The organism is Amycolatopsis sp. NPDC059027, from assembly GCF_042739735.1.
Classification (GTDB): domain Bacteria; phylum Actinomycetota; class Actinomycetes; order Mycobacteriales; family Pseudonocardiaceae; genus Amycolatopsis.
Window position 1 is genome coordinate 26,339 of record NZ_JBHYIK010000063.1, and the last position, 23,058, is coordinate 49,396.

21 protein-coding genes and 1 other RNA gene are annotated in these 23,058 nt (G+C 68.8%); 14 read left to right on the plus strand and 8 right to left on the minus strand.

Going from position 1 to position 23,058, the window contains the following annotated elements:
* Positions 1–428: 428 nt before the first annotated feature.
* The 6 genes from ACFWY9_RS34110 (at position 429) to ACFWY9_RS34135 (ending at position 5,290) form a co-directional block, all read left to right on the plus strand.
* The gene (locus tag ACFWY9_RS34110) at positions 429–929 is read left to right on the plus strand and encodes a PadR family transcriptional regulator (protein WP_378330301.1); all 501 of its coding nucleotides are present in this window, start codon (positions 429–431) and stop codon (positions 927–929) included.
* Positions 930–992: 63 nt separating this feature from the next.
* Entirely contained in the window at positions 993–2,099 is a 1,107-nt protein-coding gene (prfB, locus tag ACFWY9_RS34115; RefSeq protein ID WP_378330302.1) for a peptide chain release factor 2, read from the plus strand.
* 126 nt (positions 2,100–2,225) lie between these two features.
* Positions 2,226–2,915, plus strand: a complete 690-nt coding sequence (gene ftsE, locus ACFWY9_RS34120) for a cell division ATP-binding protein FtsE (protein WP_378330303.1) — start codon at positions 2,226–2,228, stop codon at positions 2,913–2,915.
* A gap of 57 nt (positions 2,916–2,972) precedes the next feature.
* Entirely contained in the window at positions 2,973–3,866 is an 894-nt protein-coding gene (gene ftsX, locus ACFWY9_RS34125) for a permease-like cell division protein FtsX (RefSeq protein WP_378330304.1), read from the plus strand.
* Positions 3,867–3,914: 48 nt separating this feature from the next.
* Positions 3,915–4,397, plus strand: a complete 483-nt coding sequence (smpB, locus tag ACFWY9_RS34130; protein ID WP_378330305.1) for an SsrA-binding protein SmpB — start codon at positions 3,915–3,917, stop codon at positions 4,395–4,397.
* Positions 4,394–5,290 (plus strand): amidohydrolase family protein, encoded by an 897-nt coding sequence (locus tag ACFWY9_RS34135; protein WP_378340793.1) that lies wholly within the window; start codon positions 4,394–4,396, stop codon positions 5,288–5,290. Before smpB ends, ACFWY9_RS34135 begins: the two co-directional genes overlap by 4 nt.
* Here the strand turns inward: ACFWY9_RS34135 and ACFWY9_RS34140 are convergent.
* From ACFWY9_RS34140 to ACFWY9_RS34160, 5 genes are all read right to left on the minus strand, one after another.
* On the minus strand, positions 5,280–6,635 hold the full coding sequence (locus tag ACFWY9_RS34140) for an acyltransferase (RefSeq protein ID WP_378330307.1): 1,356 nt from the start codon (positions 6,633–6,635) through the stop codon (positions 5,280–5,282). The two genes, ACFWY9_RS34135 and ACFWY9_RS34140, sit on opposite strands and share 11 nt — an antisense overlap.
* Positions 6,636–6,745: 110 nt before the next feature.
* On the minus strand, positions 6,746–6,976 hold the full coding sequence (locus ACFWY9_RS34145) for a hypothetical protein (protein WP_378330308.1): 231 nt from the start codon (positions 6,974–6,976) through the stop codon (positions 6,746–6,748).
* A 243-nt stretch (positions 6,977–7,219) separates the two neighbouring features.
* Positions 7,220–7,861 (minus strand): response regulator, encoded by a 642-nt coding sequence (locus ACFWY9_RS34150; RefSeq protein WP_378330309.1) that lies wholly within the window; start codon positions 7,859–7,861, stop codon positions 7,220–7,222.
* Between the two features lie 55 nt (positions 7,862–7,916).
* Positions 7,917–9,053 (minus strand): sensor histidine kinase, encoded by a 1,137-nt coding sequence (locus tag ACFWY9_RS34155; RefSeq protein WP_378330310.1) that lies wholly within the window; start codon positions 9,051–9,053, stop codon positions 7,917–7,919.
* Positions 9,050–9,745, minus strand: a complete 696-nt coding sequence (locus tag ACFWY9_RS34160) for a sensor domain-containing protein (protein WP_378330311.1) — start codon at positions 9,743–9,745, stop codon at positions 9,050–9,052. Before ACFWY9_RS34160 ends, ACFWY9_RS34155 begins: the two co-directional genes overlap by 4 nt.
* Before the next feature lie 159 nt (positions 9,746–9,904).
* On the opposite strand from ACFWY9_RS34160, the gene ssrA reads away from it, so the two are divergent.
* Positions 9,905–10,276: a transfer-messenger RNA gene (gene ssrA, locus ACFWY9_RS34165) on the plus strand.
* A 242-nt stretch (positions 10,277–10,518) separates the two neighbouring features.
* Here the strand turns inward: ssrA and ACFWY9_RS34170 are convergent.
* Both ACFWY9_RS34170 and ACFWY9_RS34175 read right to left on the minus strand, forming a co-directional pair.
* A complete protein-coding gene (locus tag ACFWY9_RS34170) occupies positions 10,519–11,712 on the minus strand; it encodes a diguanylate cyclase (protein WP_378330312.1) in 1,194 nt (397 codons plus the stop codon).
* 430 nt (positions 11,713–12,142) lie between these two features.
* Complete coding sequence (locus tag ACFWY9_RS34175) at positions 12,143–12,931, minus strand: IclR family transcriptional regulator (protein WP_378330313.1); 789 nt, start codon at positions 12,929–12,931, stop codon at positions 12,143–12,145.
* Between the two features lie 185 nt (positions 12,932–13,116).
* Here ACFWY9_RS34175 and hutH point away from each other — a divergent pair, with 185 nt between their 5' ends.
* From hutH to ACFWY9_RS34205, 6 genes are all read left to right on the plus strand, one after another.
* The gene (gene hutH / locus ACFWY9_RS34180) at positions 13,117–14,673 is read left to right on the plus strand and encodes a histidine ammonia-lyase (RefSeq protein WP_378330314.1); all 1,557 of its coding nucleotides are present in this window, start codon (positions 13,117–13,119) and stop codon (positions 14,671–14,673) included.
* Between the two features lies 1 nt (position 14,674).
* On the plus strand, positions 14,675–16,324 hold the full coding sequence (gene hutU, locus ACFWY9_RS34185; protein WP_378340794.1) for a urocanate hydratase: 1,650 nt from the start codon (positions 14,675–14,677) through the stop codon (positions 16,322–16,324).
* Positions 16,324–17,523 carry an allantoate amidohydrolase gene (locus ACFWY9_RS34190; RefSeq protein WP_378340795.1) on the plus strand — a complete coding sequence of 400 codons (1,200 nt, stop codon included), beginning with the start codon at positions 16,324–16,326 and terminating at the stop codon, positions 17,521–17,523. Before hutU ends, ACFWY9_RS34190 begins: the two co-directional genes overlap by 1 nt.
* Positions 17,520–18,824, plus strand: a complete 1,305-nt coding sequence (locus ACFWY9_RS34195) for a formimidoylglutamate deiminase (RefSeq protein ID WP_378340796.1) — start codon at positions 17,520–17,522, stop codon at positions 18,822–18,824. Before ACFWY9_RS34190 ends, ACFWY9_RS34195 begins: the two co-directional genes overlap by 4 nt.
* Positions 18,812–19,957 (plus strand): imidazolonepropionase, encoded by a 1,146-nt coding sequence (gene hutI / locus ACFWY9_RS34200; protein ID WP_378340797.1) that lies wholly within the window; start codon positions 18,812–18,814, stop codon positions 19,955–19,957. The genes ACFWY9_RS34195 and hutI overlap by 13 nt, the downstream gene beginning before the upstream one ends.
* A gap of 417 nt (positions 19,958–20,374) precedes the next feature.
* Entirely contained in the window at positions 20,375–21,565 is a 1,191-nt protein-coding gene (locus ACFWY9_RS34205) for an FAD-dependent oxidoreductase (RefSeq protein WP_378340798.1), read from the plus strand.
* Between the two features lie 24 nt (positions 21,566–21,589).
* Here the strand turns inward: ACFWY9_RS34205 and ACFWY9_RS34210 are convergent, their stop codons facing one another.
* Positions 21,590–22,441 (minus strand): NmrA family NAD(P)-binding protein, encoded by an 852-nt coding sequence (locus tag ACFWY9_RS34210; protein WP_378340799.1) that lies wholly within the window; start codon positions 22,439–22,441, stop codon positions 21,590–21,592.
* A gap of 101 nt (positions 22,442–22,542) precedes the next feature.
* Between ACFWY9_RS34210 and ACFWY9_RS34215 the strand changes: the two genes are divergently transcribed.
* The gene (locus ACFWY9_RS34215; protein ID WP_378330321.1) at positions 22,543–22,926 is read left to right on the plus strand and encodes a winged helix-turn-helix transcriptional regulator; all 384 of its coding nucleotides are present in this window, start codon (positions 22,543–22,545) and stop codon (positions 22,924–22,926) included.
* Positions 22,927–23,058: the final 132 nt, after the last annotated feature.

A 23,058-nucleotide genomic window follows, 5' to 3' on the forward strand; every position in this document is an offset into this window, starting at 1 on the left:
TCGCAGTGCTCTCTCTGTCTCCAAAAAACACGCAGAGCAAAATAATAAACCACCGGCGCACTTAAGGCTCGACCCCGCGCGTATCGCGGACCCCCCCCCCCGGGTCTTGTTTTTGTGGTGTTTCTGAGGTCTGGCAGCAGGGTTCTTGCGATACGCGTGAAGGCCGGTCCCTCCACTGGAGGTTGCCTTTGTGCGCTACCGGCGAAAAGCAGAAGCGAAAATAGGACAACGTTTCCAACCGGTGCCGTGAATGCTGTGCTGGATGGCCGAGAAGGTTGGGCTGGTTGGCGGGGTCGGTTGCGCAGCGTGGCCGGGTCCACTGTGGACTAGGGCCTGATTGGGCCGAACGAGCGGATCTCACTAGCCACAATGGACAGATGTGCTGACCACTGTGGACACAGCGGCCGAGAAGTGGGAACGTAGAGGACGTGTCCGAATTAAATGCAACCGCCGCCGCTCTGCTTGGTCTGCTCCACGACGGTCCCGCCACCGGCGGGCAGCTCGTCGCAGGGGCGGGTGAGCGCTTCGGCGCCTTCTTCAGTGTCACTCGCAGCCAGGTCTACCGCGAGCTCCCGGCGCTGTCCAAGGAAGGCCTCGTTCGGCTCGGCAAGCAGGGCCCGCGTTCCAGCCAGCAGTACGTCATCACCGCAGCCGGCAAGAAGGCCTTCAAGAACTGGCTGGCCTCCGAAGCCGGTCCCGACCACCTGCGCAGCCCGCTCATCCTGCGGCTCGTGCACGCCGGGTCGTTGACCGCGAAGCAGCGCGCCTCGCTCCTCGAGACCGCACGCTCCAGCTACGGCCAGCAGCTCGACGACGCGAAAGCCGCCACGAAGGCGGCCGACGGGCCCTACGAGAAGGCCGTCGGCGAGTTCGCTCAGGCGCAGGCCAAAGCCGCGCTGAAGCTGCTCGACGCCATCCCGTCCGCCTGATTCACCCCACCCACGGCCGGTTCCTCGCAACCGGTCGTGGGTTTTGCCGTAACCTTGGCAGGCGTGAGTGATGAGTTCGACGCGGCACTGAGGGACCTGACCGGCAAACTGGCGCAGATCGAGTCGGTGATGGACCTGGACGCGCTGCGCGCTCAGGTAGCGGATCTGGAACAGCAGGCCTCCAGCCCCAACCTCTGGGACGACCCCGAGGCAGCCCAGAAGGTCACCAGCCAGCTGTCCCACCGGCAGGCCGAGCTACGGCGTGTCTCCGAGCTGCGCCAGCGGCTCGACGATCTCGGCGTGCTCTACGAGCTGGCCGAGGCCGAGGGTGACTCCGGCAGCCAGAGCGAAGCCCAGGAGGAGCTCACCGAGCTCGGCAAGGACATCGACGCCCTCGAGGTCCGCACGCTGCTCTCCGGTGAGTACGACGCGCGCAACGCCGTCGTCACCATCCGCTCCGAGGCGGGTGGCGTCGACGCGGCCGACTGGGCCGAGATGCTGCTGCGCATGTACCTGCGCTGGGCCGAACGCCACGGGTATCCGACCGACGTCTACGACATCTCCTACGCCGAAGAGGCGGGCATCAAGTCGGCGACGTTCAAGGTGAGCGCGCCGTACGTGTACGGGACGTTGTCGGTCGAACAGGGCACGCACCGCCTGGTGCGCATCTCGCCTTTCGACAACCAGAGCCGGCGCCAGACCTCCTTCGCACACGTCGAGGTGCTCCCCGAGGTCGAAGAGGTCGACCACGTCGACATCCCGGAGAAGGACATCCGGGTCGACGTCTACCGTTCGTCAGGGCCTGGTGGACAGAGCGTGAATACGACCGACTCCGCGGTCCGGATCACGCACATCCCGACCGGCATCGTCGTCTCGTGTCAGAACGAGAAGTCGCAGCTGCAGAACAAGGCCGCGGCGATGAAGGTGCTCCAGGCGCGGTTGCTGCAGCGCAAGAAGGAGGAGGAGCGCGCCGAGCTGAACGCGCTCAAGGACGGCGGCTCCAGCTGGGGCAACCAGATGCGCTCCTACGTGCTGCACCCGTACCAGATGGTCAAGGATCTGCGCACCGAGTACGAGGTCGGTAACCCGTCGGCGGTGCTGGACGGCGAGATCGACAGCTTCCTCGAGGCGGGCATCCGCTGGCGCAAGCAGCAGACCACGGCCGCCTGACCGCCGGTTTTCCCGAAGAGGAGCAAGGGACCTTTGCTATCGCCCGGCGGTAGTAAAGGTCCCTTGCTCACCCCCGGGGCACGGGCAACCTCGGCTTAACGAACCCAATGGGTAGTATGCCGAATCGTGATCCGGCTCGAAGAGGTTTCCAAGGTCTACAAGACCTCGACCAGGCCTGCCCTGGAGCGGGTGTCGGTCGACATCGACAAGGGTGAGTTCGTCTTCCTGATCGGGCCCTCGGGCTCGGGGAAGTCGACGTTCCTCCGGCTCCTGCTGCGTGAAGAGGTGCCGTCCAAGGGCCGCGTGATGGTGTCGAACTTCGACGTCGCGAAGCTGGCTCGCCGCCGGGTCCCGCGCCTGCGGCAGACGATCGGCTGTGTGTTCCAGGACTTCCGCCTGCTCGCGAACAAGACCGTCGCGGAGAACGTCGCGTTCGCACTCGAGGTCATCGGCAAGCCGCGGCAGACGATCCGCAAGGTCGTGCCCGAGGTGCTGGAGCTGGTCGGCCTCGACGGCAAGGCCGATCGGCTGCCCAACGAGCTGTCCGGTGGTGAGCAGCAGCGCGTGGCGATCGCGCGCGCGTTCGTGAACCGGCCGCTGGTGCTGCTGGCCGACGAGCCCACCGGGAACCTGGACCCGGACACCAGCCAGGACATCATGTTGCTGCTGGAGCGGATCAACCGCACCGGCACCACCGTGCTCATGGCCACCCACGATCATTCCATCGTGGACTCCATGCGCCGCCGGGTCGTCGAGCTGCAACTCGGCCGGGTGATCCGCGACGATGCCCGAGGGGTCTACGGCATCGGTCGCTGACCTCGTTCACCCGCCCAGCTCCGTCAACCCCCGAACCACAAGGGATATCCACCTGCGATGCGCGCCAGTTTCGTCTTCAGCGAGGTACTCACCGGCCTGCGCCGGAACGTCACGATGACCATCGCGATGATCCTCACCACCGCCGTTTCCCTCGCCATGCTCGGCGGTGGTCTGCTCGCCGTGCGGACGCTCGACAAGATGAAGGCCAACTTCATGGCCGACGTCGAGGTTTCCGTCTACCTCACCGATGACATCAGTGCCAACGACAAGAACTGCGCGCAGCAGCTGTGCCAGTCGTTGCGGCAGAAGCTGCAGAGCAGCGCGGGCGTCGAGTCCGTGGTGTTCGAGAACCGCGACCAGGCCTTCGACCGGTTCAAGAAGATCTTCGAGAGCCAGCCGGAACTCGTGGCGCTGACCGGCCCCGAGTCGCTGCCCGCGTCGCTGCACGTGAAGCTGAAGGACCCGGATCGCAGCGAAGTGATCGTCAAGGAGTACACCGGGCAGCCCGGCGTGCGGAAGGTCGACGACCAGAAGAAGTTCCTCGACCGGGTCTTCAACGCCTTCAACGGGGCGCGCAACCTCGCCTTCCTCGCCGCGCTGATCATGGCCATCGCTGCGCTGTTGCTGATCGCCAACACCATCCAGGTGTCCGCGTTCACCCGGCGCACCGAGGTCGGCATCATGCGGCTCGTCGGCGCGACGCGCTGGTACACGCAGCTACCGTTCCTGTTGGAGGCGGTGGTCGCCGGCGTGGTCGGTGCGGTGCTCGGCGTCATCTTCCTGGTGGCGGTGAAGGCAACGTTCCTCGATTCGGTCTTCACCGGCGAAGTCCTCCCGAAGATCACGATGCTCGAGGTGCTGTTCCCCGTCGCGCCGATCCTGCTTGCCGTGTCCGTGGTCATTTCCGCGATCACCGGGTACGTCACGCTGCGGCTGTACGTCCGTCACTAGCGGCGATAACCACCTGCTCCAGCCGGGAGAATCACGTAGAGTCGCCTTATGCCCAAGGAACGTGGCCACAAAGTAATCGTGTCGAACCGCAAGGCTCGCCACGATTACTCCATCCTGGACACCTACGAATGCGGTCTGGTGCTCCAGGGCACCGAGGTGAAGAGCCTGCGCGCGGGCAAGGCGTCGCTCGCGGACGCCTTCGCCACCGTCGACGACGGCGAGGTGTGGCTGCGCAACGTGCACATCCCCGAGTACACGCAGGGCACGTGGACCAACCACATGCCGCGGCGGACCCGGAAACTGCTGTTGCACCGCAGGGAGATCGAGCGGCTCATCGGCAAGACCAAGGAGAGCGGTCTCTCGCTGGTGCCGTTGTCGATGTACTTCAAGGACGGCAAGGTCAAGGTCGAGATCGCGCTCGCCAAGGGTAAGAAGGCCTACGACAAACGGCAGACACTGGCGAAACGCGACGCGCAGCGCGACATCAGCCGCGCCATGGGCAGGGCGCTCAAGGGCAGGTTCACCGAGTGAGCGCCGGTCCGGCGTCCGACGCCGACGTCGCACGCTGGACGGCGTCCCTCGGGCTCGACGGGCTCGTCGACCTGCACGTCCATTTCCTGCCGAAGCCGGTGATGGACAAGGTCTGGGCCTATTTCGACCGGGCCGAGGCGCATTACGGCATGCCGTGGCCGGTGCACTACCGGACCACGGAGGACGAGCGGATCGACACTCTGCGCGCGTTCGGTGTCCGCCGGTTCGCACCACTGGTCTATCCGCACAAACCCGGGATGGCGCAGTGGTTGACGTCCTGGGCGCTGGAGTTCGCCGAACGGGTGCCGGAGGCGGTGCCCACGGGCACGTTCTATCCCGAACCCGCTGCGGAGTCCTCAGTGGACGAAGCGCTGCGTGCGGGAGCCCGGTGTTTCAAGGCACATGTCCAGGTCGGTGCCTACGACCCGCGTGACGAACTGCTCGACGCGGTATGGGGATCGCTCGCCGACGCGGGTGTTCCCGTGGTCGTCCACTGTGGACACGGCCCGTTGCGGGGCGACTTCACCGGGTTGCGGATCTTCGGTGAGGTCCTGGCCCGGCATCCGAAGCTGACCGCGGTGCTCGCGCACGCGGGCTCCCCGGAGTACTTGACCGCGCTCGATCTCCTGGCGAAGTACCCGCGGGTGTACCTGGACACCACGATGGTGGGAGTCCCGTTCAGCGAGCGCGGCGCCCCGCTGCCCCCGGACTGGACGGCACGCCTGGCCGCCTTCGCCGACCGCATCGTGCTTGGCACGGACTTCCCGAACATCCCGTACTCCTACGCCACACAGCTGCAGGCGATCGCCGGCTGGGCAGCCGACGATCGCCTGGGAGAACCGTTCCTGCGGGCGGTACTGCACGACACGCCCGCACGCCTGCTCAGCGTTTGATCGCCGCGCCCTGCGCGTTCCTGGTGAGCGCGGTGGCCTTGCCCAGGAACTGGGTGCCCAGCCGCGTCACCGGGATGTGCTTGCCCGCCAGCAGGAATCCCACGGCCGCCAGCGCCACCCACGGCACCGGACCGTGCGCGATCCCGTCGCTCAGCGGTGCGAAGCCGTGCGCTGCCAGGCCGAGCAGGCCGCCGGAGACGAGCAGCCCGGCCACGATCAGCTGGGGCAGGCGGGCGGTGCTGACCGTGCGGTCGCGGATCGACTCGAACTGGCCGAACGCCCGCAGCAGCAGGCCGAGCACGGCGGCGCAGCCCGCGACCCACACCGGGGTGATCGCCAGCCACTCGATCGAGCCGGGCGTGGGCGTCGAGTAGCCGAGGGCGTAGACCGTGATGCCGGAGACGACGATCAGTGCCGGCATGTGCCACAGGTACACACTCATGAACCGCGGGCCGATCCAGCCCAGCGCGGCGGCAGGGGCCGGGCGTGCGGCGAAGCGCGTCAACTGTGACTTGAACGCGAGCAGCAGGCCGATCTGGCCGATCGCGAGGAACGCCAGCAGGACGGTCGGCGGGCTCATGTTCGACACCGGTGCGCCCGGCATGCCGATCATGCTGGCGGGGTAGGGGCCGAAGGCGACCATGAGCGCGGTGATCCCGAAACCGGCGGCGGACAGTGCAAGCGCGCCGCGCCTGCCGAGTGACCCGAGCCTGCCGTCGACGTAGTGGAAACCGAGCTGGTGCACGGCGACCCAGATGAACACGGCGTTGGCGTAGCCGATCAGGCCGAGGTCGTTGAAGCGCGCGATGTCGACGAGCACGCCGGCGGCGACCATCACCAGCGGGACGCGCAGGCCCCAGCGGCGATGCGCGGCGACCATGAGCGGAGTGAGCAGGACGATCAGGACGTAGACCGCGAGGAACCACAGGAGCTGCGCCGCGATCGCACTGGCGATCTGCAATGGTTGATCCGGGACGCCGAGACCGCGCAGGACGTCGGGCACCACCAGCCACACCGCCAGCAGCGGCAGAACCGGCAGCATGAGCCGCCGGACCCGCGCGGCGAGCCAGGAGCGCGGGGATTCCGCGCGGCTCAGCGAGATCAGGTTCGCGGCACCGCCCGCGAAAAAGACCAGAGGCATCACTTGCGACAGCCAGGTCAGGGCCCACCAGCCGGGCGTGGCCAGTGCGTTGCCGGTCTCGAGACGCCCATTCGAGTAGGACAGCACGGGCATGATCCAGTGCTGGGCGACGACGGCGAGGATCGCTCCCGCCCGGATCACGTCCAGGAAGATGTCGCGGCTCCCGCGCGCGGACCGCGGGGTGACCTGCTGGCTTGTCTGCATGCGTCCAGCTTGGTCGCCCTGACCTGGGAAAACAGCGGTGCTGACTGCCGTATCCGCCCGGGGGTTTCTGCCCGTCCGGAGGTGGGGTTCTCCCTACCTCTTCGCGGAGATCAGGATTCGCGGATGCTGTCGGGCTCGGACCGGGACTCGGCCGACACGCGGTACTCCCAGCCCTCTTCGGTGAGACCCAGCTCGTAGAGCGTCTCGATCTTGGGGCCGCCGTGGAGATGGATGTGCCGGACGACGGTGCCCGGTACCAGTTCGTCGTCGCCGAGTTCGTGGACGCGGCCGTCCAGCGGTCCGCCGAAGAAGCGGACGCTCTGGGTGGGGCGGCCTGTCATCGCGACTCCTCACTCGGCCGGGCGACGTCTCGCCCATGGTAAGTGAGCGGAACCGCGGGTTCTGCCGTCGGAACGGGTGACCGCTCGATCCAGCCTACCGGGAGAGGAGGAGCGGGGGACCTTTGCTCACGCTGGTTATTTCGGCTAAGCAACGATAGTAAAGGTCCCTTGCTTCCGCCAGGCGATAGCAAAGCTCCCTTGCTCCTCTCCGGCGATAGCAAAGGTCCCTTGCTCCCTCGGGGATCAGCGGCCCAGGTAGGTGAGCACCGCGCGGACCCGGCGATGTTCCTCCGCGCTGGCTTCCAGGCCGAGCTTCGAGAAGATGTTGCCGATGTGCTTCTCGACGGCGCCGTGGGAGACGACCAGCGAGTTCGCGATCGCGGTGTTCGAGAGCCCCTGTGCCATCAGGCCCAGCACCTCCGACTCGCGCGCGGTCAGCGCGTCGAGCGGGTTCTTGCGGCCGCGGGCCATCAGCTGCGCGATGACGTCGGGGTCGATCGCGGTGCCGCCACCGGCGACGCGGCGGACCGCGTCCAAGAACTCGGCGACGTCCGCGACGCGCTCTTTCAGCAGATAGCCGACACCGCCGGCGCCGCCGGAGAGCAATTCGACCGCATAGCTTTCCTCGACGTACTGCGAAAGCACCAGCACAGGCAATCCGGGGAGGGCACTGCGCGCGGCCAATGCGGCACGCAAGCCCTCGTCGGTGAAGGTCGGCGGCATCCGGACGTCCACGATCGCCAGATCGGGCCGGTGTTCGGTGACGGCGCCGAGCAGGTCGTCGCCGTTGTCGACCGCGGCGACCGTTTCGATCCCCTCGTCGGCGAGCAGGCGCGTCACCCCCGCCCGCAGCAGCACGGCGTCCTCGGCGATCACTACCCGCATGGGGCCCCCAGATTCGTGAGTGAACTAGCGTCCCCGCTATTCACTCACGAATCGGTTACCACTCACACGGCAGGTCCGCCCGGATGACCGTCGGGCCACCCTCCGGGCTCACCACTGTGATGACGCCGTCGATCGTGGCGGCCCGGTCGGCCAGCCCGGCGAGCCCGCCACCCGGCCGCATTTCGGCGCCGCCGTGGCCGTTGTCGGTGATTTCCACGATGACGTGGGTGTCCGATCGCCACACCTTCACAGCCGCCTCGGACGCGCCTGAGTGCTTCGCGATGTTCGTCAGCGTCTCGCCGACGATGAAGTACGCGGTCGTTTCCACAGCCGCCGGTGGCCGCGGCTCGACGTCGACCTTGACGTCCACCGGGATCGGTGACTTCGCCGCCTGTGCGGACAGCGCCGCGTCCAGGCCGCGGTCCCCGAGCACCGCCGGATAGATGCCGCGAGCCAGGTCACGTAGCTCCGACACCGCGAGTTTCGCGTCCGAATGCGCCTCGTCGATCAGTTCGCGTACCGCGGCCGGGTCGTTCTCGAACTTCGACTTCGCCCGTCCGAGGCTCATCGCCACGGCGACGAGCCGCTGCTGCGCGCCGTCGTGCAGGTCGCGTTCGATCCGACGGCGTTCGGCCTCGGCCGCGTCCACGCCTCGGGCCCGCGACGCCTGAAGGCGCTGCGCGCGCTGCTCCAGCCGCTTCGTCCGGTTCGGCCCGAGCAGGGCGAGCGCCACGTTCCCGTGCAGCCAGCCGACCCATGGGAGCACCCAGATCGCCATCGGCAGCAACACGATCGACGCGATCGCGAGCGGGAACTCCGCACACGCGAGCGGAAACGCCGCGATCAGATAGGCCAGATCGCGCCAGGTCGTCGCGTCGGTCAGCCGCACCAGCCAGCTCCGCACGAATGGCAGGCCCTCGGTCGACAGCCGTTCGACCGGGGGCAGTGGCACCCGCAGCATCTTGTGCGCCCAGCGTCGCTCGACGTCTCCGGACCAGCGGACGAAACTCGTCGTGGCCAGCAGGATCGGGAACCCGATCCACACCACCACGGTGCTGATACCCACCGCGAACCCCACGACGGCGAGCACGAACTGGATCAGCCGCAGGGGAAAGCTCGCGATCATGTAGAGGATCGCGCGGACCGAGCCCGGCCGCGGGACCTCCACCGGTACCTGTTCCTCGGTCGTCATCCCGCCACCGTGTTCATCTCTTCGACCTCGTTCCACGCCTTCTCCATCCGGTGCCGCTGTGCCATCGTCGGCCCGAGCAGCGCCGTCGCGAACTTCGCGTGCAGCCCGCCCAGCGCCTTGGTCAACGCCACCGACAACGCGACGAACAGGACCCCCAGCGCCGCCCACGGCAGCGCGGCCACGGTCGAGTCGACCGTGATCCACCGCAGATCGTAGGACGGGAAGAAGTACGCGCCGTCGGGCAGGAACCGGTAGAAGATCGGCAGCGCGACCAGCCCCAGGCTCGTCGCCCAGAACACCGTCACCAGGACGAACTCGAACAGGCCCAGCGGGAACAGCAGGAAGAGGTAGGCCAGGTCCCGCCACGTCGACGGATCCTTGAGCCGCGCCTTCCACCGCGCCGACTGCGAGCCGGCCGGAAGCGGCAGATACGGCAGGTCGATGTAGGTGTCCAGCAGGGCGTACACCCGTGCGCGCTCCATGCGCGCCGCACCTCGCGCCGACAACACCACCAATGCCAGGATCGGCACGCCGACCCACACCACAGCTGTGCTGAGCCCTGCCGGGACCAGCCCGACCAACAGGGCGAACGCAACGGCTCCGAGCGGCAGGCTCAACAGCAGGAACGCCAGCGAACCGCCGAGCGCCGGGGCGTGGCGGCCGGCCTCGCCGGTAGCCGATGCGGTGACCATGGTGACTCCTCTCCTGGACGAGAACCCCAGCATCCCGTCCCCGCGCCCACCGCGACATGGTGTGAGCGGGCATCTCCCAGGTAGGGCCAACCCCACCACCCGCCGGAAACAAACCGCTAGTCAGACGCGTTATGCTGTACAGGTTATGTCCCACACCAAGGGGGTGAACGGTTTCGACTCTGGACGTCGAGTCAGGAGAAGCGTGCCGGTGCAGGCGAGAGACCACCGTAAGCGTCATCGCAAACCAATAAGCGCCAAGGCCAATAGCCAGCGCGACTACGCCCTCGCCGCCTGAGCGAGCGCGTAGTCTGTCGGACCGGGTTTTCCTCCGCCCCGGTTTCCGGCATCAGCTAGGAGGATTACCGTCAGTCCCGGCCACGGGGCCTGATCGGGAAATCAACAGTGGCTGGGCCCGTCACTTCGGCTTGTTCACGTGACCGGAGGGGCCAAGTAGAGACACAGTGGACTGCGCACGGAGAAGCCCTGAGGAGGCGCTAGAGGACCCGGGTTCAATTCCCGGCACCTCCACAAGTCTGGGGGCGAGTGCTCGCGGAGAGCGCTCGCCCCCTTCCTTGTGTCGGGTGTTTTGTGGCGCCCACCCCCCCACACCCCGGCCGGGGGCACGCCCCCGGACCCCCATCCGGTGTGGTTGCGTCAGGTGGTTCGTGCCGGTTGGTGGCCATCCGGCAGTCCCCTTCGTGGGCGGTTGGGGCGTGTTTTTGCTGGTCGCGGGGCAAGTGTTAGCAAAGGTCCCTTGCTCCTCTTTGGGGGCGTCAGCCGAGGTCGGTTACGTGGACTACTTTGTTCCGGCCGGTGGACTTGGCGTGGTAGAGGGCGTTGTCGGCCGAGTCGAGCAGAAGCGGCAGAGTCGTCCCGGAGCGCGGGTAGGACGCGCTCCCGATGGACGCGGACAAGCCCGAAACCGTCGCGTGCTCGGTGGGGACCGAAAGCCGGCTGATGGCCTGGCGGATCCGCTCGGCCACCGGTGCGATGTCCGGCTCCGCGACGTCGGGCAGCAGCACCACGAACTCCTCACCGCCGAACCGGCCGACGGCGTCGTCGCGATCACGGACCGCAGTGGTGATGGCGCCCGCGACGGCCTTCAACACAGCGTCGCCCGCGAGGTGGCCGTAGGTGTCGTTCACCCGCTTGAAGTGATCGAGGTCGATCATGAGCAGCCCGAACCTCCTGCGCCGCTGCGCCGCCGTCGCCAGAGCGCGTTCGGCTAGGACACGCCAGCCCGAGATGTTGAGCAAACCGGTCTTCTCGTCACGGTTGGCGGCGGCTTCGAGCTGCTTGACCAGCACTGTGCGCTGCAGGATCAGCAACGGTGGCAGTACCAGCACGACCAGCCACGGCATCGTCGCCAGGGTGAGTGCGTTGAGCGCGCCGAGGCAGAGCGTCGCCAGTTCGAGCCGGTTGTCGCCCCAGGTCCCGAACAGCTCCTGGGCTGTTCGGCCCACGACGTTCTGGGCAGGCAGCACGAGTAGAGCGTTGACCACGAAATAGGCGACGCCGGTCGCGGCGACGACGAGCGCGCCGGTCCACCCGCGGCTCACCGCGGCGGCCATCCCGCCGACATCGCACAGGGCGAGGACGCCGTGGGCGGCGAAACCGGAAAGGGCGATGATGGTGGCGTTGCTGGCCGACCGGAACGGCGCGGCCTGGCGCAGGCGGTTCCAGCTGCGAGTCGAGAGATGCAGGTACAAGCCGCCCGTGAGCAGCGCCGTCAGCGCCGGCGGCAGCAAGAGCACACCGGCGAAAACCCATACCGACGACATGCTGATGTAGGGCGGGCCGGTAAGCCGCCGGTAGTCGCGCTCGATCTGGCGGCCGAATTCGCTCTGCACGACTCCGGCCGCGAGAAGGACACAGAAGGTCAGTACCGCGTTTCCGTCGGGCCGTGTCCGGATCAGGAGAACGACCGTGGCTGCCGCCGTGGCAGCTTCGGTGAACAGACAGAACACGATGACATGTGGCCGCTGCGACCAGAGACGCCATCGGGCCAACCAGAGGAGTGGGCTACGGGTGTACCGGCTCGGCTCCGCGGCCATGCGCATCACACGGGCCCACGCCTGACGGCTATTGCCGGGATGGTTCCGGCGGGTCTTCGTGACCACCACCGTGGCGAAACGAAACCGGGTGCACGAACTTCACGGCATTCCATGGCGCAGATGCCTCCCCCTCGCGCGGAAACCGCGCGTCCCCATGAGCGGCCTTCTCCCCGTGCCCACTCGTCGTCCACGGTAGTGACCGACAGCTACGGAATCGAGTCGTTCGGCGGCAGTTGGCCCGATCGCACCAACTGCGTGTTCAGCCCGTGGGCCGGGAGCGAAGCGAGGGACCTTTGCTCACGCTCGTTACTTCGGCTAAACAACGTGAGCAAAGGTCCCTCGCTCAACCCGGCACGCCGCCGATCCGGGTGGTGAGCTCGGCAGCAGTGGCGGCGACCTCCGCCGCGAGGTCCGGCCAGGTCTGGCCGCAGACCTCGGGTTCGTCCGGGCAGAGGTGGCGCAGCGTGACGCTGATGGCCGCCATCGGGCGGGCGCCGTGGTCGAAGACCGGGCACGCGACCGACGCGAATCCGGCGGTGACGTGACCGTCTTCGACCGACCAGCCGAGCCGCCGTTCCTCGGTCAGGGTCCGGCGCAGGTCGGCCAGCGTGCGGGGACCCCGGTCGGTGCGCAGGACGAACGACGAGGTGGCCGGGAACAGGGCGCGCACATGCGCGGCGGGCAGATGCCGCAGGATCGCGCGGCCGGACGCGGTGAGCTGCGCGGGCAGCCGCACGCCGACGTCGGTCACCAGCGTTTCCGGGCGGGTGGGACGTTCCTTGATCAGGTACAGCGATTCGCTGCCGTGCAGGACGCCCAGGTGCGCGGTGTGCCCGACCCGGTCGACGAGTTTCCGCAGCAACGGGCCCGCGAGCCGTTCCAGCGGATCGTGCCGCAGGTAGGCCGAGCCCAGTTCGAAGGACGCGATCCCGAGCCCGTATCGGCGCTCGCTGGGCAGATGCGCGACGAAACCGGCGGCTTCGAGCTCGTTCAGCAGGTGATAGGTCGTGGACCGGGGGAGGCCGAGCTCCCGGGCGATGGCGGCGGCCGTCACCGGGCCCGCGCGCCCCGCGAGCAGGCGCAGCACGGCCAGCCCACGTCGCAGCGCCGGGACCTCGCTGCTTTCACCCATCGGCCACCTCCTCCGCGTCGGGATGAAGCAAGGGACCTTTGCTCACGCTTGTTTAGCCGAAGCAAACGATCGATAGCAAAGGTCCCTTGCTCCTCCGGGGAGCCTAACGGGACGCGTCTGGGATTCCAGACACAACCACTCTCCGGGGCATCCCACCAGGCGTCACGACGTTGTCCAATGAGCCCATGCCCGACTCCGTAACCTCGCCGCGCCCGGGTGACGCTCGTGTCGTCCTGGGCGCGGAGCCGCTGACCGCCGAACAGGTCGTCGACGTCGTCCGCGGGCGTACGCCCGTCGCGTTGAGTGACGCGGCCGAGAAGAACCTCGCCGCCACTCGCCAGCACATCGAGAATCTCGCCCACGCCGCGACGCCGACGTACGGCGTCTCGACCGGCTTCGGCGCGCTCGCCACCCGGCACATCCCGCTCGAGAGCCGGACGGCGCTCCAGCGGTCGCTGATCCGCTCGCACGCCGCCGGGGCGGGCCCGGCGGTCGAGGCCGAGGTCGTTCGCGCGCTGATGTTGCTGCGTCTGCGGACGCTCGCCAGCGGGTACACCGGCGTCCGCCCGGTCACCGCGCAAACGCTTGCGGCCATGCTCAACGCGGACATCACCCCGATCGTCCACGAGTACGGCTCGCTCGGCTGCTCTGGTGACCTCGCTCCGCTCGCCGCCATCGCGCTCGCGCTGATGGGAGAGGGCGAAGTCAGCCACGACGGCGAGATCAAGCCTGCCGCAGAGGCGCTCAAGAGCGCGGGTATCGAGCCGATCGTCCTCGCCGAGAAGGAAGGCCTCGCGCTCACCAACGGGACCGACGGCATGCTCGGCATGCTCCTGCTCGCCGCCGCGGACCTTCGCAAGCTCTTCGACGTCGCGGACATCACCGCGGCAATGAGCGTCGAGGCGCTGCTCGGCACGGACCGCGTTTTCGCCGCCGACCTCCAGGCGCTGCGGCCGCACCCCGGCCAGGCCACCAGCGCCGCCCGGATGTTCAAGGCCCTTCAGGGCTCGAAGATCGTCGAGAGTCACCGGGGCCCGGACTGCAACCGCGTCCAGGACGCCTATTCGCTGCGCTGCGCGCCGCAGGTGCACGGCGGCGCCCGCGACAGCCTGACTCACGCGGAGCTCGTCGCCGACCGCGAACTCCGGTCCGCTGTGGACAATCCCGTCGTACTGGCCGACGGCCGCGTCGAGTCCAACGGCAACTTCCACGGCGCGCCCGTCGCGTATGTGCTCGACTTCCTCGCCATCCCGCTCGCCGACGTCGCCAGCATCGCAGAGCGCCGCACGGACCGGATGCTCGACAAGGCCCGTTCGCACGGCCTGCCGCCGTTCCTCGCGCACGACCCCGGTGTCGACTCCGGGCACATGATCGCCCAGTACACCCAGGCCGCGGTGGTCAGCGAACTCAAACGGCTCGCCGTGCCCGCCTCGGTCGACTCGATCCCGAGCAGCGCCATGCAGGAGGACCACGTCTCCATGGGCTGGTCGGCCGCGCGCAAGCTGCGCAAGGCCGTCGACGGGCTCACCACCGTCCTCGCGATCGAACTGCTCACCGCCGCCCGCGCGCTCGACATGCGCGCCCCCCTCGAACCGTCGCCGGTCACCGGCCGTGTCCGGGAGCTGGTGCGCACCCGCGTCGAGGGGCCGGGGCCCGACCGGCATCTGGCGCCGGAAATCGCCGCTGTCGAAGAACTCGTCGCGTCGGGCGCAGTGCTCGCCGCGGCCAGGCTGGAGGTCTGACATGTCCCGCACGATCCGCGCCGCACGTGGCACCCAGCGCACAGCCAAGAGCTGGCAGACCGAGGCCGCGCTGCGCATGTTCCACAACAACCTCGACCCCGACGTCGCCGAGCGCCCCGAGGACCTCGTCGTCTACGGCGGCACCGGCAAGGCCGCCCGCAACTGGGCGAGCTTCGACGCCATCACCCGCGAACTGACCACTTTGGACAATGACGAGACACTGCTCGTCCAGTCCGGCAAGCCGGTCGGCGTGTTCCGCACGCACGAATGGGCGCCGCGGGTGCTCATCGCGAACTCGAACCTGGTCGGCGACTGGGCGACCTGGCCCGAATTCCGGCGCCTGGAACAGCAGGGCCTGACGATGTACGGGCAGATGACCGCCGGGTCCTGGATCTACATCGGCACGCAGGGAATCCTGCAGGGCACCTACGAAACCTTCGCCGCGGTCGCGAAGAAGAAGTTCGGCGGCAGCCTCAAGGGCACGCTCACCGTCACCGCCGGGCTCGGCGGCATGGGCGGCGCGCAGCCCCTCGCGGTCACGATGAACGACGGCGTCGCGCTCGTCATCGAATGCGATCCGCAGCGCGCGCACCGCCGCGTCGAAACGCGCTACCTGGACGAGGTCGCCGACGATCTCGACGACGCCATCGCCCGCGTCACTACCGCGAAGAAGGAGAAGCGCGCGCTGTCCGTCGGCGTTGTCGGCAACGCCGCCGAGGTACTGCCGGAGTTGCTCCGACGCGGTGTCGAGGTCGACATCGTCACCGACCAGACCTCGGCCCACGACCCGCTTTCCTATCTGCCCAAGGGAATCTCGGTCGACGACTGGCACGACTACGCGGCCAAGAAGCCCGACGAGTTCACCGACCGCTCCCGCGAGTCGATGGCCGATCACGTCGACGCGATGCTCGGCTTCCTCGACCGTGGTGCCGAGGTGTTCGACTACGGCAACTCCCTGCGTGGCGAGGCGAAACTCGGTGGCTGCGAGCGCGCCTTCGACTTCCCCGGGTTCGTCCCGGCCTACATCCGGCCGCTGTTCTGCGAGGGCAACGGGCCGTTCCGCTGGGCCGCGCTCTCGGGCGACCCGGAGGACATCGCCGCGACCGACCGCGCGATGCTGGAACTGTTCCCGGAGAACGAATCCCTCGCGCGCTGGATCAAGCTGGCCGGCGAACGCGTTGCCTTCCAAGGGCTTCCGGCGCGGATCTGCTGGCTCGGCTACGGCGAGCGGCATCTGGCGGGCCTGCGGTTCAACGAGATGGTCGCCAGCGGTGAGCTCAAAGCGCCGGTCGTCATCGGGCGTGACCACCTCGACTCCGGCAGCGTCGCCTCGCCGTACCGCGAGACCGAGGGCATGGCCGACGGTTCCGACGCGATCGCCGACTGGCCGCTGCTGAACGCGCTGGTCAACACCGCGTCCGGGGCGAGCTGGGTGTCGCTGCACCACGGCGGCGGGGTCGGTATGGGCCGGTCCATCCACGCCGGGCAGGTCACGGTCGCCGATGGCACACTGCTGGCGGCGCAGAAACTGGAGCGGGTGCTCACGAACGACCCCGGGATGGGCGTCATCCGGCACGTCGACGCCGGGTACGAGCGGGCGTCCGACGTCGCGGACGAGCGGGGCGTCCGAGTGCCCATGAAGGAGAGCTGATGACGGCGAGCGGGCTGCTCGGCGAGATCGCGGACGTAGGCACCGACGGCAAACGCGGCGGCTACTCGCGGCACGTCTTCGACGCCGCCGAACGCGAGCTGCGGACGTGGTTCGTGGAACGCGCGCAGCGAATCGGCCTCGACATCGAGACCGACAGCAACGGCAACATCTGGGCCTGGTGGGGAACGCCCGGCCCGGACGCCGTCGTGACCGGGAGCCATCTGGACTCGGTTCCCGGCGGCGGCGCGTTCGACGGCCCGCTCGGCGTCGCCAGTGCGCTGACCGCCGTGGAACTCCTGCAGGACAAGGGGTTCCGCCCGGCCAAGCCGTTCGCGATCGTGGTTTTCGCGGAGGAGGAGGGTGGCCGGTTCGGCGTGCCGTGCCTCGGCTCCCGGCTCGTGACGGGCACCATCGATGTCGACAAGGCCCGTGCGCTGCGCGACCCGGGCGGCGTCACTTTCGCCGAGGCGGCCGCGAAGGCAGGGCTCGACCCGGAGCGAATCGGGCCGGACAAGGAGTCGCTCGGGCGCATCGGCCGGTTCGTCGAACTGCACGTCGAGCAGGGGCGCGGCCTGATCGACCTCGGCTCGCCGGTCGCGGTCGGTAGCACCGTGATCGCGCACGGGCGCTGGCGATTCTCCTTCTCCGGTCAGGGAAACCACGCCGGGGCGACGTTGATCACCGACCGGCACGATCCGATGATCCCGGCCGCGGAGACGGTCGTCGCCGCGCGACGGCTCGCCAAGACGCTCGACGACGCGCGTGCCACCGTGGGCAGGCTCGTACCGACGCCGGGTGGCACCAACGTCATCGCGTCCACTGTGGACCTCTGGCTGGACGCGCGGGTTCCCGGTGACACGAGGACGATCAAGCTGGTCGACGAACTGGCCGAGGCGGCACGAGCGGCAGCCGAGAGCGAGGGCTGCCGGGTCGAGATCACCCGGGAGTCCTATTCGGACGATGTCGTGTTCGACCAGGCGCTGCGGCGGGATCTCGGGACGTGGCTGGGCAATCCGCCCGAACTGCCGACGGGCGCCGGGCACGACGCCGCGATCCTGGCCGGATTCGTCCCGTCCGGCATGCTTTACGTCCGGAATCCGACGGGGATCAGCCATTCACCGGAGGAATTCGCCGAGGCCGACGACGTCGAGCAGGGGGCTCGCGCACTAGCCGAGGTTCTGGAGAAAATGTCGGCATGACGACGTACTGGTGTGAGCGGGCCTGGCTGCCGGACGGCCTCGCCGACGCGGTCCGGATCGAGGTCGCCGACGGCCGGATCGCCCAGGTGACTCCGGACGCGCCCCGTGCCGGGACGGAGCTGGCGGGACTGACCGTGCCGGGGTTCGCCAACGGGCATTCGCACGCGTTCCACCGCGCGCTGCGCGGGCGGACCCACCACGAGCGCGGCACGTTCTGGACCTGGCGTGACCGGATGTACGCGCTGGCCTCCCGTCTCGACCCTGACACGTACTATCGGCTCGCGCGCGGGGTGTACGCGGAGATGGTGCTTGCCGGGTACACCAGCGTCGGTGAGTTCCACTACCTGCACCACGCGCCCGGCGGAAAGCCTTACGCAGAGCCGAACGCGATGGGTGACGCGCTGCGCCGCGCCGCGGCGGACGCCGGGATCCGGCTGACCCTGCTCGACACGTGCTATCTGGCGGGCGGCATCGGCGTCGAGCCGGACGAGGTGCAGCAACGGTTTTCCGACCGTTCCGCGGAGAACTGGGCGCGGCGGGTCGCCGGGCTGGCCGAGGACGAGCTGTTCCGGGTCGGCGGCGCCATCCACTCGGTGCGCGCCGTCCCGGCCGGCCAGCTGTCCGATGTGGACAAGGGGACGCCGTCGGATCGGCCGCTGCACATCCACCTTTCCGAGCAGCGGGCGGAAAACGAGCAGTGCCTGGCGGCGTATGGCCGGACACCGACGACGATCCTGTACGACCACGGCGTGCTCGGCGAGCGGTTGACCGCCGTGCACGCCACGCACCTGACGCAACTCGACATCGAACGTCTCGGCGCGGCACGCGGCCGGGCTTGCTTCTGCCCGACCACCGAACGCGATCTCGGCGACGGCATCGGCCCTGCCCGCGCGCTGCTCGACGCCGGGGTGCGGCTGTGCGTGGGCAGTGACAGCAACGCCGTCGTCGACGCCTTCGAGGAGACCAGGGCGCTGGAGCTGAACGAACGCTTGGCCAGCGAGGAACGCGGCCGGTTCTCGGCTGACGAACTGCTGGCCGCCGCGACGGACCACGGCGCCGTCGGCTGGCCGGAGGCCGGGACGCTGACGACGGGATCGGCCGCCGACTTCGTCACGATCGGCCTCGATTCGGTGCGAACGGCCGGGATCGAACCCTCGGGCGCGGTCTTCGCGGCGTCCGGCGCCGACGTGCGGCACGTCGTGGTCGCGGGCCGCGAGCTCGTCCGCGACGGCGAGCACCAGCTCATCGAACGTCCGGAAACCGTACTGGCCAAGGAGATCGAGGCACTGTGGCAGTTCTGATCACCGGCATCGGCGAACTCACCACGAACGATCCGGAACTGGGCAAACTGCACGACGCGGCGTTGGTGCTCGACGGTGGCGAGGTCGCCTGGGCGGGCCCCGTGGCGGACGCGCCCGACGCCGATGAGCGCGTCGACGTCGAAGGCCGCGCGGTGCTGCCGGGGTGGGTGGACAGCCACACGCACCTCGTCTTCGCTGGGGACCGGACCGCCGAGTTCGAGGCGAGGATGGCGGGAAAGCCTTACAGCGCGGGCGGAATCGCGACCACGGTCGGTGCCACGCGGGAGGCCTCGGACGCCGAGCTGGCGGCGAACCTGCGGCGGCACGTCGACGAGGCGGCGTGGCAGGGCACCACCTGTTTGGAGACCAAGACCGGCTACGGCCTGAACGTCGCCGACGAGGCCCGCTCGGCGCGGATCGCCGCCGAGGTGGCCGACGAGGTCACCTTCCTCGGCGCTCATCTCGTGCCGCCGGGCGCGGAGGTCGAGTCCTATGTGGACCTCGTGTGCGGCGACATGCTCGACGCCGTCGCGGAGCACGTGCGCTGGGCGGACGTCTTCTGTGAGACCGGGGCGTTCGACCAGGCGCAGTCGGCCCGCGTGCTCAAGGCCGCCGCGGGGCGCGGGCTCGGGCTGCGCGTCCACGGCAACCAGCTCGGCGAAGGTCCCGGGGTGCGGCTCGCGGTCGAGCTGGGCGCGGCGAGCGTCGATCACTGCACGTACTTGAGCGATGCCGACGTCGAGGCGCTCGCCGCGTCGGACACCGTCGCGACGCTGCTGCCCGCGTGCGATTTGTCGACACGTCAGGCGCTCGCGCCCGCGCGGCGGCTGCTCGACGCGGGGGCGACGGTCGCGCTGGCCAGCAACGCCAACCCGGGCAGTTCGTACACGACGTCGGTCGCGTTCTGCGTGGCGACGGCCGTGCTGCAGATGCGGATGAGCATCGAGGAAGCGGTATGGTCGGCGACCGCGGGAGGAGCGCGCGCGTTGCGGCGGAGCGACGTCGGCGTGCTGCGCCCTGGCGCGCGGGCCGACGTGCACGTGCTCGACGCGCCCTCGGTGACCCATCTGGCGTACCGGCCGGGGGTGCCGCTGACGTGGGCGGTGTGGCGGCGGGGTGCCCGGCTGCGCTAGCCGCCGCTGCACGAGATCTTCCGTTCGCGGCGGGAGGAGCAAGGGACCTTTGCTCACGTTCGTTAGTGCGCTAATCGTTGGTGTGCTCAAGGACGTTAGCAAAGGTCCCTTGCTCCTCTTCCGCAGGTCAGGGTGGTCTGTGGGGGGCACAACGAGGGACTCTGGGTCCCTCAAGGAGGCCCCACCGGCCACCGCCACACCCCGCGGCCGGGCCGCAGCGACGGCGGGACGCGGCCAAAGATGTGGCGGCGAAGGGAAATCCTGCGCTAGCGTGAAGGGGAAAGGACGCGCGAAAGACCTCTGTCCGGTATGGGTTAGGCCGGACGACGTGATCGCGTTATCTCCGAGTGCCCGCCGCGAGCGGGCCTGCCCTGTGCGTCCCTCTCGAACCAGTACTGGTACGGAAGGGACACCACGATGACCACGTATGAGCTGCCGGAAAACGCCGTGCTCGTGATCGGCGCCGGGCTGGGCGGGCTCTGCCTGGCGCAAGGGCTGCGCAAGGCCGGAATACCTTGCGCCGTCTACGAAAGCGACCCCACACCGGATTTCCGCCGTCAGGGTTACCGGCTGCACATCGATTCTCGCGGAGACGACGCGCTGCGCGCGGTGCTGCCACCTCACCTGCACGAACTGTTCCGTGCCACGTCGGGGCGCCCGAAGTTCGCCACCCCGATCTACGACACCCAGCTCACGCGCGTCACCGAGGTCGGGCTGGAGCACCGGCCGGTCCAGCTCAACATCAACCGGTTCACGCTCCGGCAGATCCTGCTCGAAGGACTCGGCAATGTCCATTTCGGGAAGGAGTTCGTCCGCTACGAACGGCGCGGGGGCACGGTGATCGCGCACTTCGCGGACGGGACCGAAGCCCGTGGCTCGGTCCTCGTCGGGGCCGACGGGGTGAATTCGCCGGTGCGCCGCCAATATCTGCCCCACGCGAGGATCGTCGACACCGGACTCCGCCAGCTGTACGGCAAGATCCCGCTCACCGCCGAGACCCGGGAGCTGTTCGATCCCGCCATGTTCGCGGTGTTCAGCATCATATCCGGCCCGGAGAAGTCGATGATCGGGATCGCGCCGGTCGATTACCCCGAGCCGGTCGCCGACGCCTGCGCGCGGCTTGCGCCCGGGCTCCGGCTCCGTGACCACGAGCCGTACATGACCTGTGCGTTCGGCGCCCGCAAGGAGACCTTCGCCCAGTCCGACGACGAACTCCGGGCGCTGTCCGGGGAAGCGATGCGGGAGCTGGTTCTCGAACGGGTCAAGGGCTGGCATCCACGCGTGACCCGGATGGTCGAAAGCTGGATTCCCGAGACGGCGTTCCTCATCTCGATCCGGACCAGCGTGCCGATCCCGCCGTGGGAGCCCACGCCGGTGACACTGGTCGGCGACGCGATCCACGCGATGAGCCCGGCCGCCGGCGCCGGGGCGAACACCGCCATGCAGGACGGCGCCGCGCTCGCCGCCGCGTTGGGCAGCGGGAAGCCGGACGCCATCGGCGAATACGAGGCGGAAATGCGGCGGTACGGCTTCGCGGCGGTGCGGGAATCCGCGGCGAACGGGCTGCGGTTCATGGACCAGGATCCGCTGCCCGCCGGCATGAGCTGACCGAGTCGCGGCTTTCCGGCGGGCTCAGGCGAAGGCGGTGAGGTGGTCGGCGATGAAGGTGCGCAAGCTGCGTGGCGGGGCGCCGGTGACCGATGCGACGTCGTCGGACAGCCACGCCGCATCCCCTTCGGCGATCAGCCCGAACACCTGGGCGTTGGAGGCTGCGACAGTCTCGGGGAGGCCTGCTCGGATCATCGCCTGCCGGTGCTCGTCAGGAGAAATCCGGCGGTACTCGACCGCGTGTCCCAGTGCGTCGCCCAGTTCCTTCGCGACGTCGGTGTAGGTGATCAGCTCGGGACCGGTCAGCAGGTAGGTGCGCCCGGCGTGGTCGGTGGCCGTGGCGGCGATTGCCGCCGCGACGGCGGCTACGTCGCGGGCGTCGACCATCCCGGCCTGGCCGTCGCCCGCCGACATCGTGAAACCCCGCGTCTGCTTGATCGACGGGGCGAAGGTGAGAAGGTTCTGCAGGTAGAGGTTCGGCGCGAGCAGCGTGTACCCGAGCCCGGTGGACTTCAGGTGCGCCTCGACCCGCGCGTGGCCTCGTCGCCGGTCGACGGGGGAGTCGGCTGACGCCTTGTGGTTGGTGATCTTGACGACGTGTTTCGCTCCCTGGCGCGCGGCGCTGTCGATGACCGCGATCTCCTGAGCGGGCACGGCCGGGCTGATGAGCAGGACAGTGTCGATGTCACGCATCGCCGCGTCCAGCGTGTCCGGACGGTCGAAGTCGCCGGTGACGATTTCCATGCCGCTCCCGGCGACGCTGTGCGGTACGCGGGACGGGTCACGGACCAGCGCCCGCGTGGGATGGTGCTGCGCGGCGAGCAGCCGGACGGCTTCCGATCCCACTGTGCCGGTCGCGCCGGTGACCAAGATCATGATGTTCTCCTTGCACTGAGCACGGTCCTGTCTTCCGCTCGATCATGCGCCTGGGTGGTATCTCTTGTGTAGTAGGCACCTTCTCGATATATAGGTACCTGATGGATACCGACCCAGGACCCGTGTACTCGAAGGACTGCCCGTCGCGCACCGTGGTGGACGTGCTGGCCAACAAGTGGTCGCTCTACATCCTCGGCCTGCTTCGGCAGCACGAGCGGCCGCTGCGCTTCACGGAGTTGCGTCGCCGCATCGAGGGCGTGACCCAGAAGTCCCTCACTCAGGCGCTCCGCAATCTCGAACGCGACGGCCTGGTCAGCCGCACCGTCTACCCGACCATCCCGCCGCGCGTCGAGTACGGCCTCACCGCCCTCGGCATCGAGGCAGGCGCTCTCACCACCGCGATCGCCGACTGGTCCCGGGCCAACGCGTCCCGCGTCCACGCCGCCCGCGCGTCCTACGACAACCGACCGGCCGAGCGGCCCTGAAAACAGCGACCTGGTCCACAAAGGACTGGAGGATCCGCTGTCCCGCTGTTTCGCTGGTAGGGACAATCCCACTCGGGTTCACGCAGAGTTCAGGAAGCCGATACGCCCAGGGGATCGGGCATGGCCCGATCG

Bases quoted from the DNA above. Each gene is read 5' to 3' on its own strand.
- ACFWY9_RS34205 (WP_378340798.1), top strand. From the start codon at position 20,375: ATGACCACGTATGAGCTGCCGGAAAACGCCGTGCTCGTGATCGGCGCC.
- ACFWY9_RS34155 (WP_378330310.1), bottom strand. From the start codon at position 9,053: ATGACGACCGAGGAACAGGTACCGGTGGAGGTCCCGCGGCCGGGCTCG.
- ACFWY9_RS34175 (WP_378330313.1), bottom strand. From the start codon at position 12,931: ATGGGTGAAAGCAGCGAGGTCCCGGCGCTGCGACGTGGGCTGGCCGTG.
- hutH (WP_378330314.1), top strand. From the start codon at position 13,117: ATGCCCGACTCCGTAACCTCGCCGCGCCCGGGTGACGCTCGTGTCGTC.
- ACFWY9_RS34190 (WP_378340795.1), top strand. From the start codon at position 16,324: ATGACGGCGAGCGGGCTGCTCGGCGAGATCGCGGACGTAGGCACCGAC.
- ACFWY9_RS34160 (WP_378330311.1), bottom strand. From the start codon at position 9,745: ATGGTCACCGCATCGGCTACCGGCGAGGCCGGCCGCCACGCCCCGGCG.
- smpB (WP_378330305.1), top strand. From the start codon at position 3,915: ATGCCCAAGGAACGTGGCCACAAAGTAATCGTGTCGAACCGCAAGGCT.
- ACFWY9_RS34215 (WP_378330321.1), top strand. From the start codon at position 22,543: ATGGATACCGACCCAGGACCCGTGTACTCGAAGGACTGCCCGTCGCGC.
- hutU (WP_378340794.1), top strand. From the start codon at position 14,675: ATGTCCCGCACGATCCGCGCCGCACGTGGCACCCAGCGCACAGCCAAG.
- ftsX (WP_378330304.1), top strand. From the start codon at position 2,973: ATGCGCGCCAGTTTCGTCTTCAGCGAGGTACTCACCGGCCTGCGCCGG.
- ACFWY9_RS34195 (WP_378340796.1), top strand. From the start codon at position 17,520: ATGACGACGTACTGGTGTGAGCGGGCCTGGCTGCCGGACGGCCTCGCC.
- ACFWY9_RS34210 (WP_378340799.1), bottom strand. From the start codon at position 22,441: ATGATCTTGGTCACCGGCGCGACCGGCACAGTGGGATCGGAAGCCGTC.
- ACFWY9_RS34145 (WP_378330308.1), bottom strand. From the start codon at position 6,976: ATGACAGGCCGCCCCACCCAGAGCGTCCGCTTCTTCGGCGGACCGCTG.
- ACFWY9_RS34140 (WP_378330307.1), bottom strand. From the start codon at position 6,635: ATGCAGACAAGCCAGCAGGTCACCCCGCGGTCCGCGCGCGGGAGCCGC.
- ACFWY9_RS34150 (WP_378330309.1), bottom strand. From the start codon at position 7,861: ATGCGGGTAGTGATCGCCGAGGACGCCGTGCTGCTGCGGGCGGGGGTG.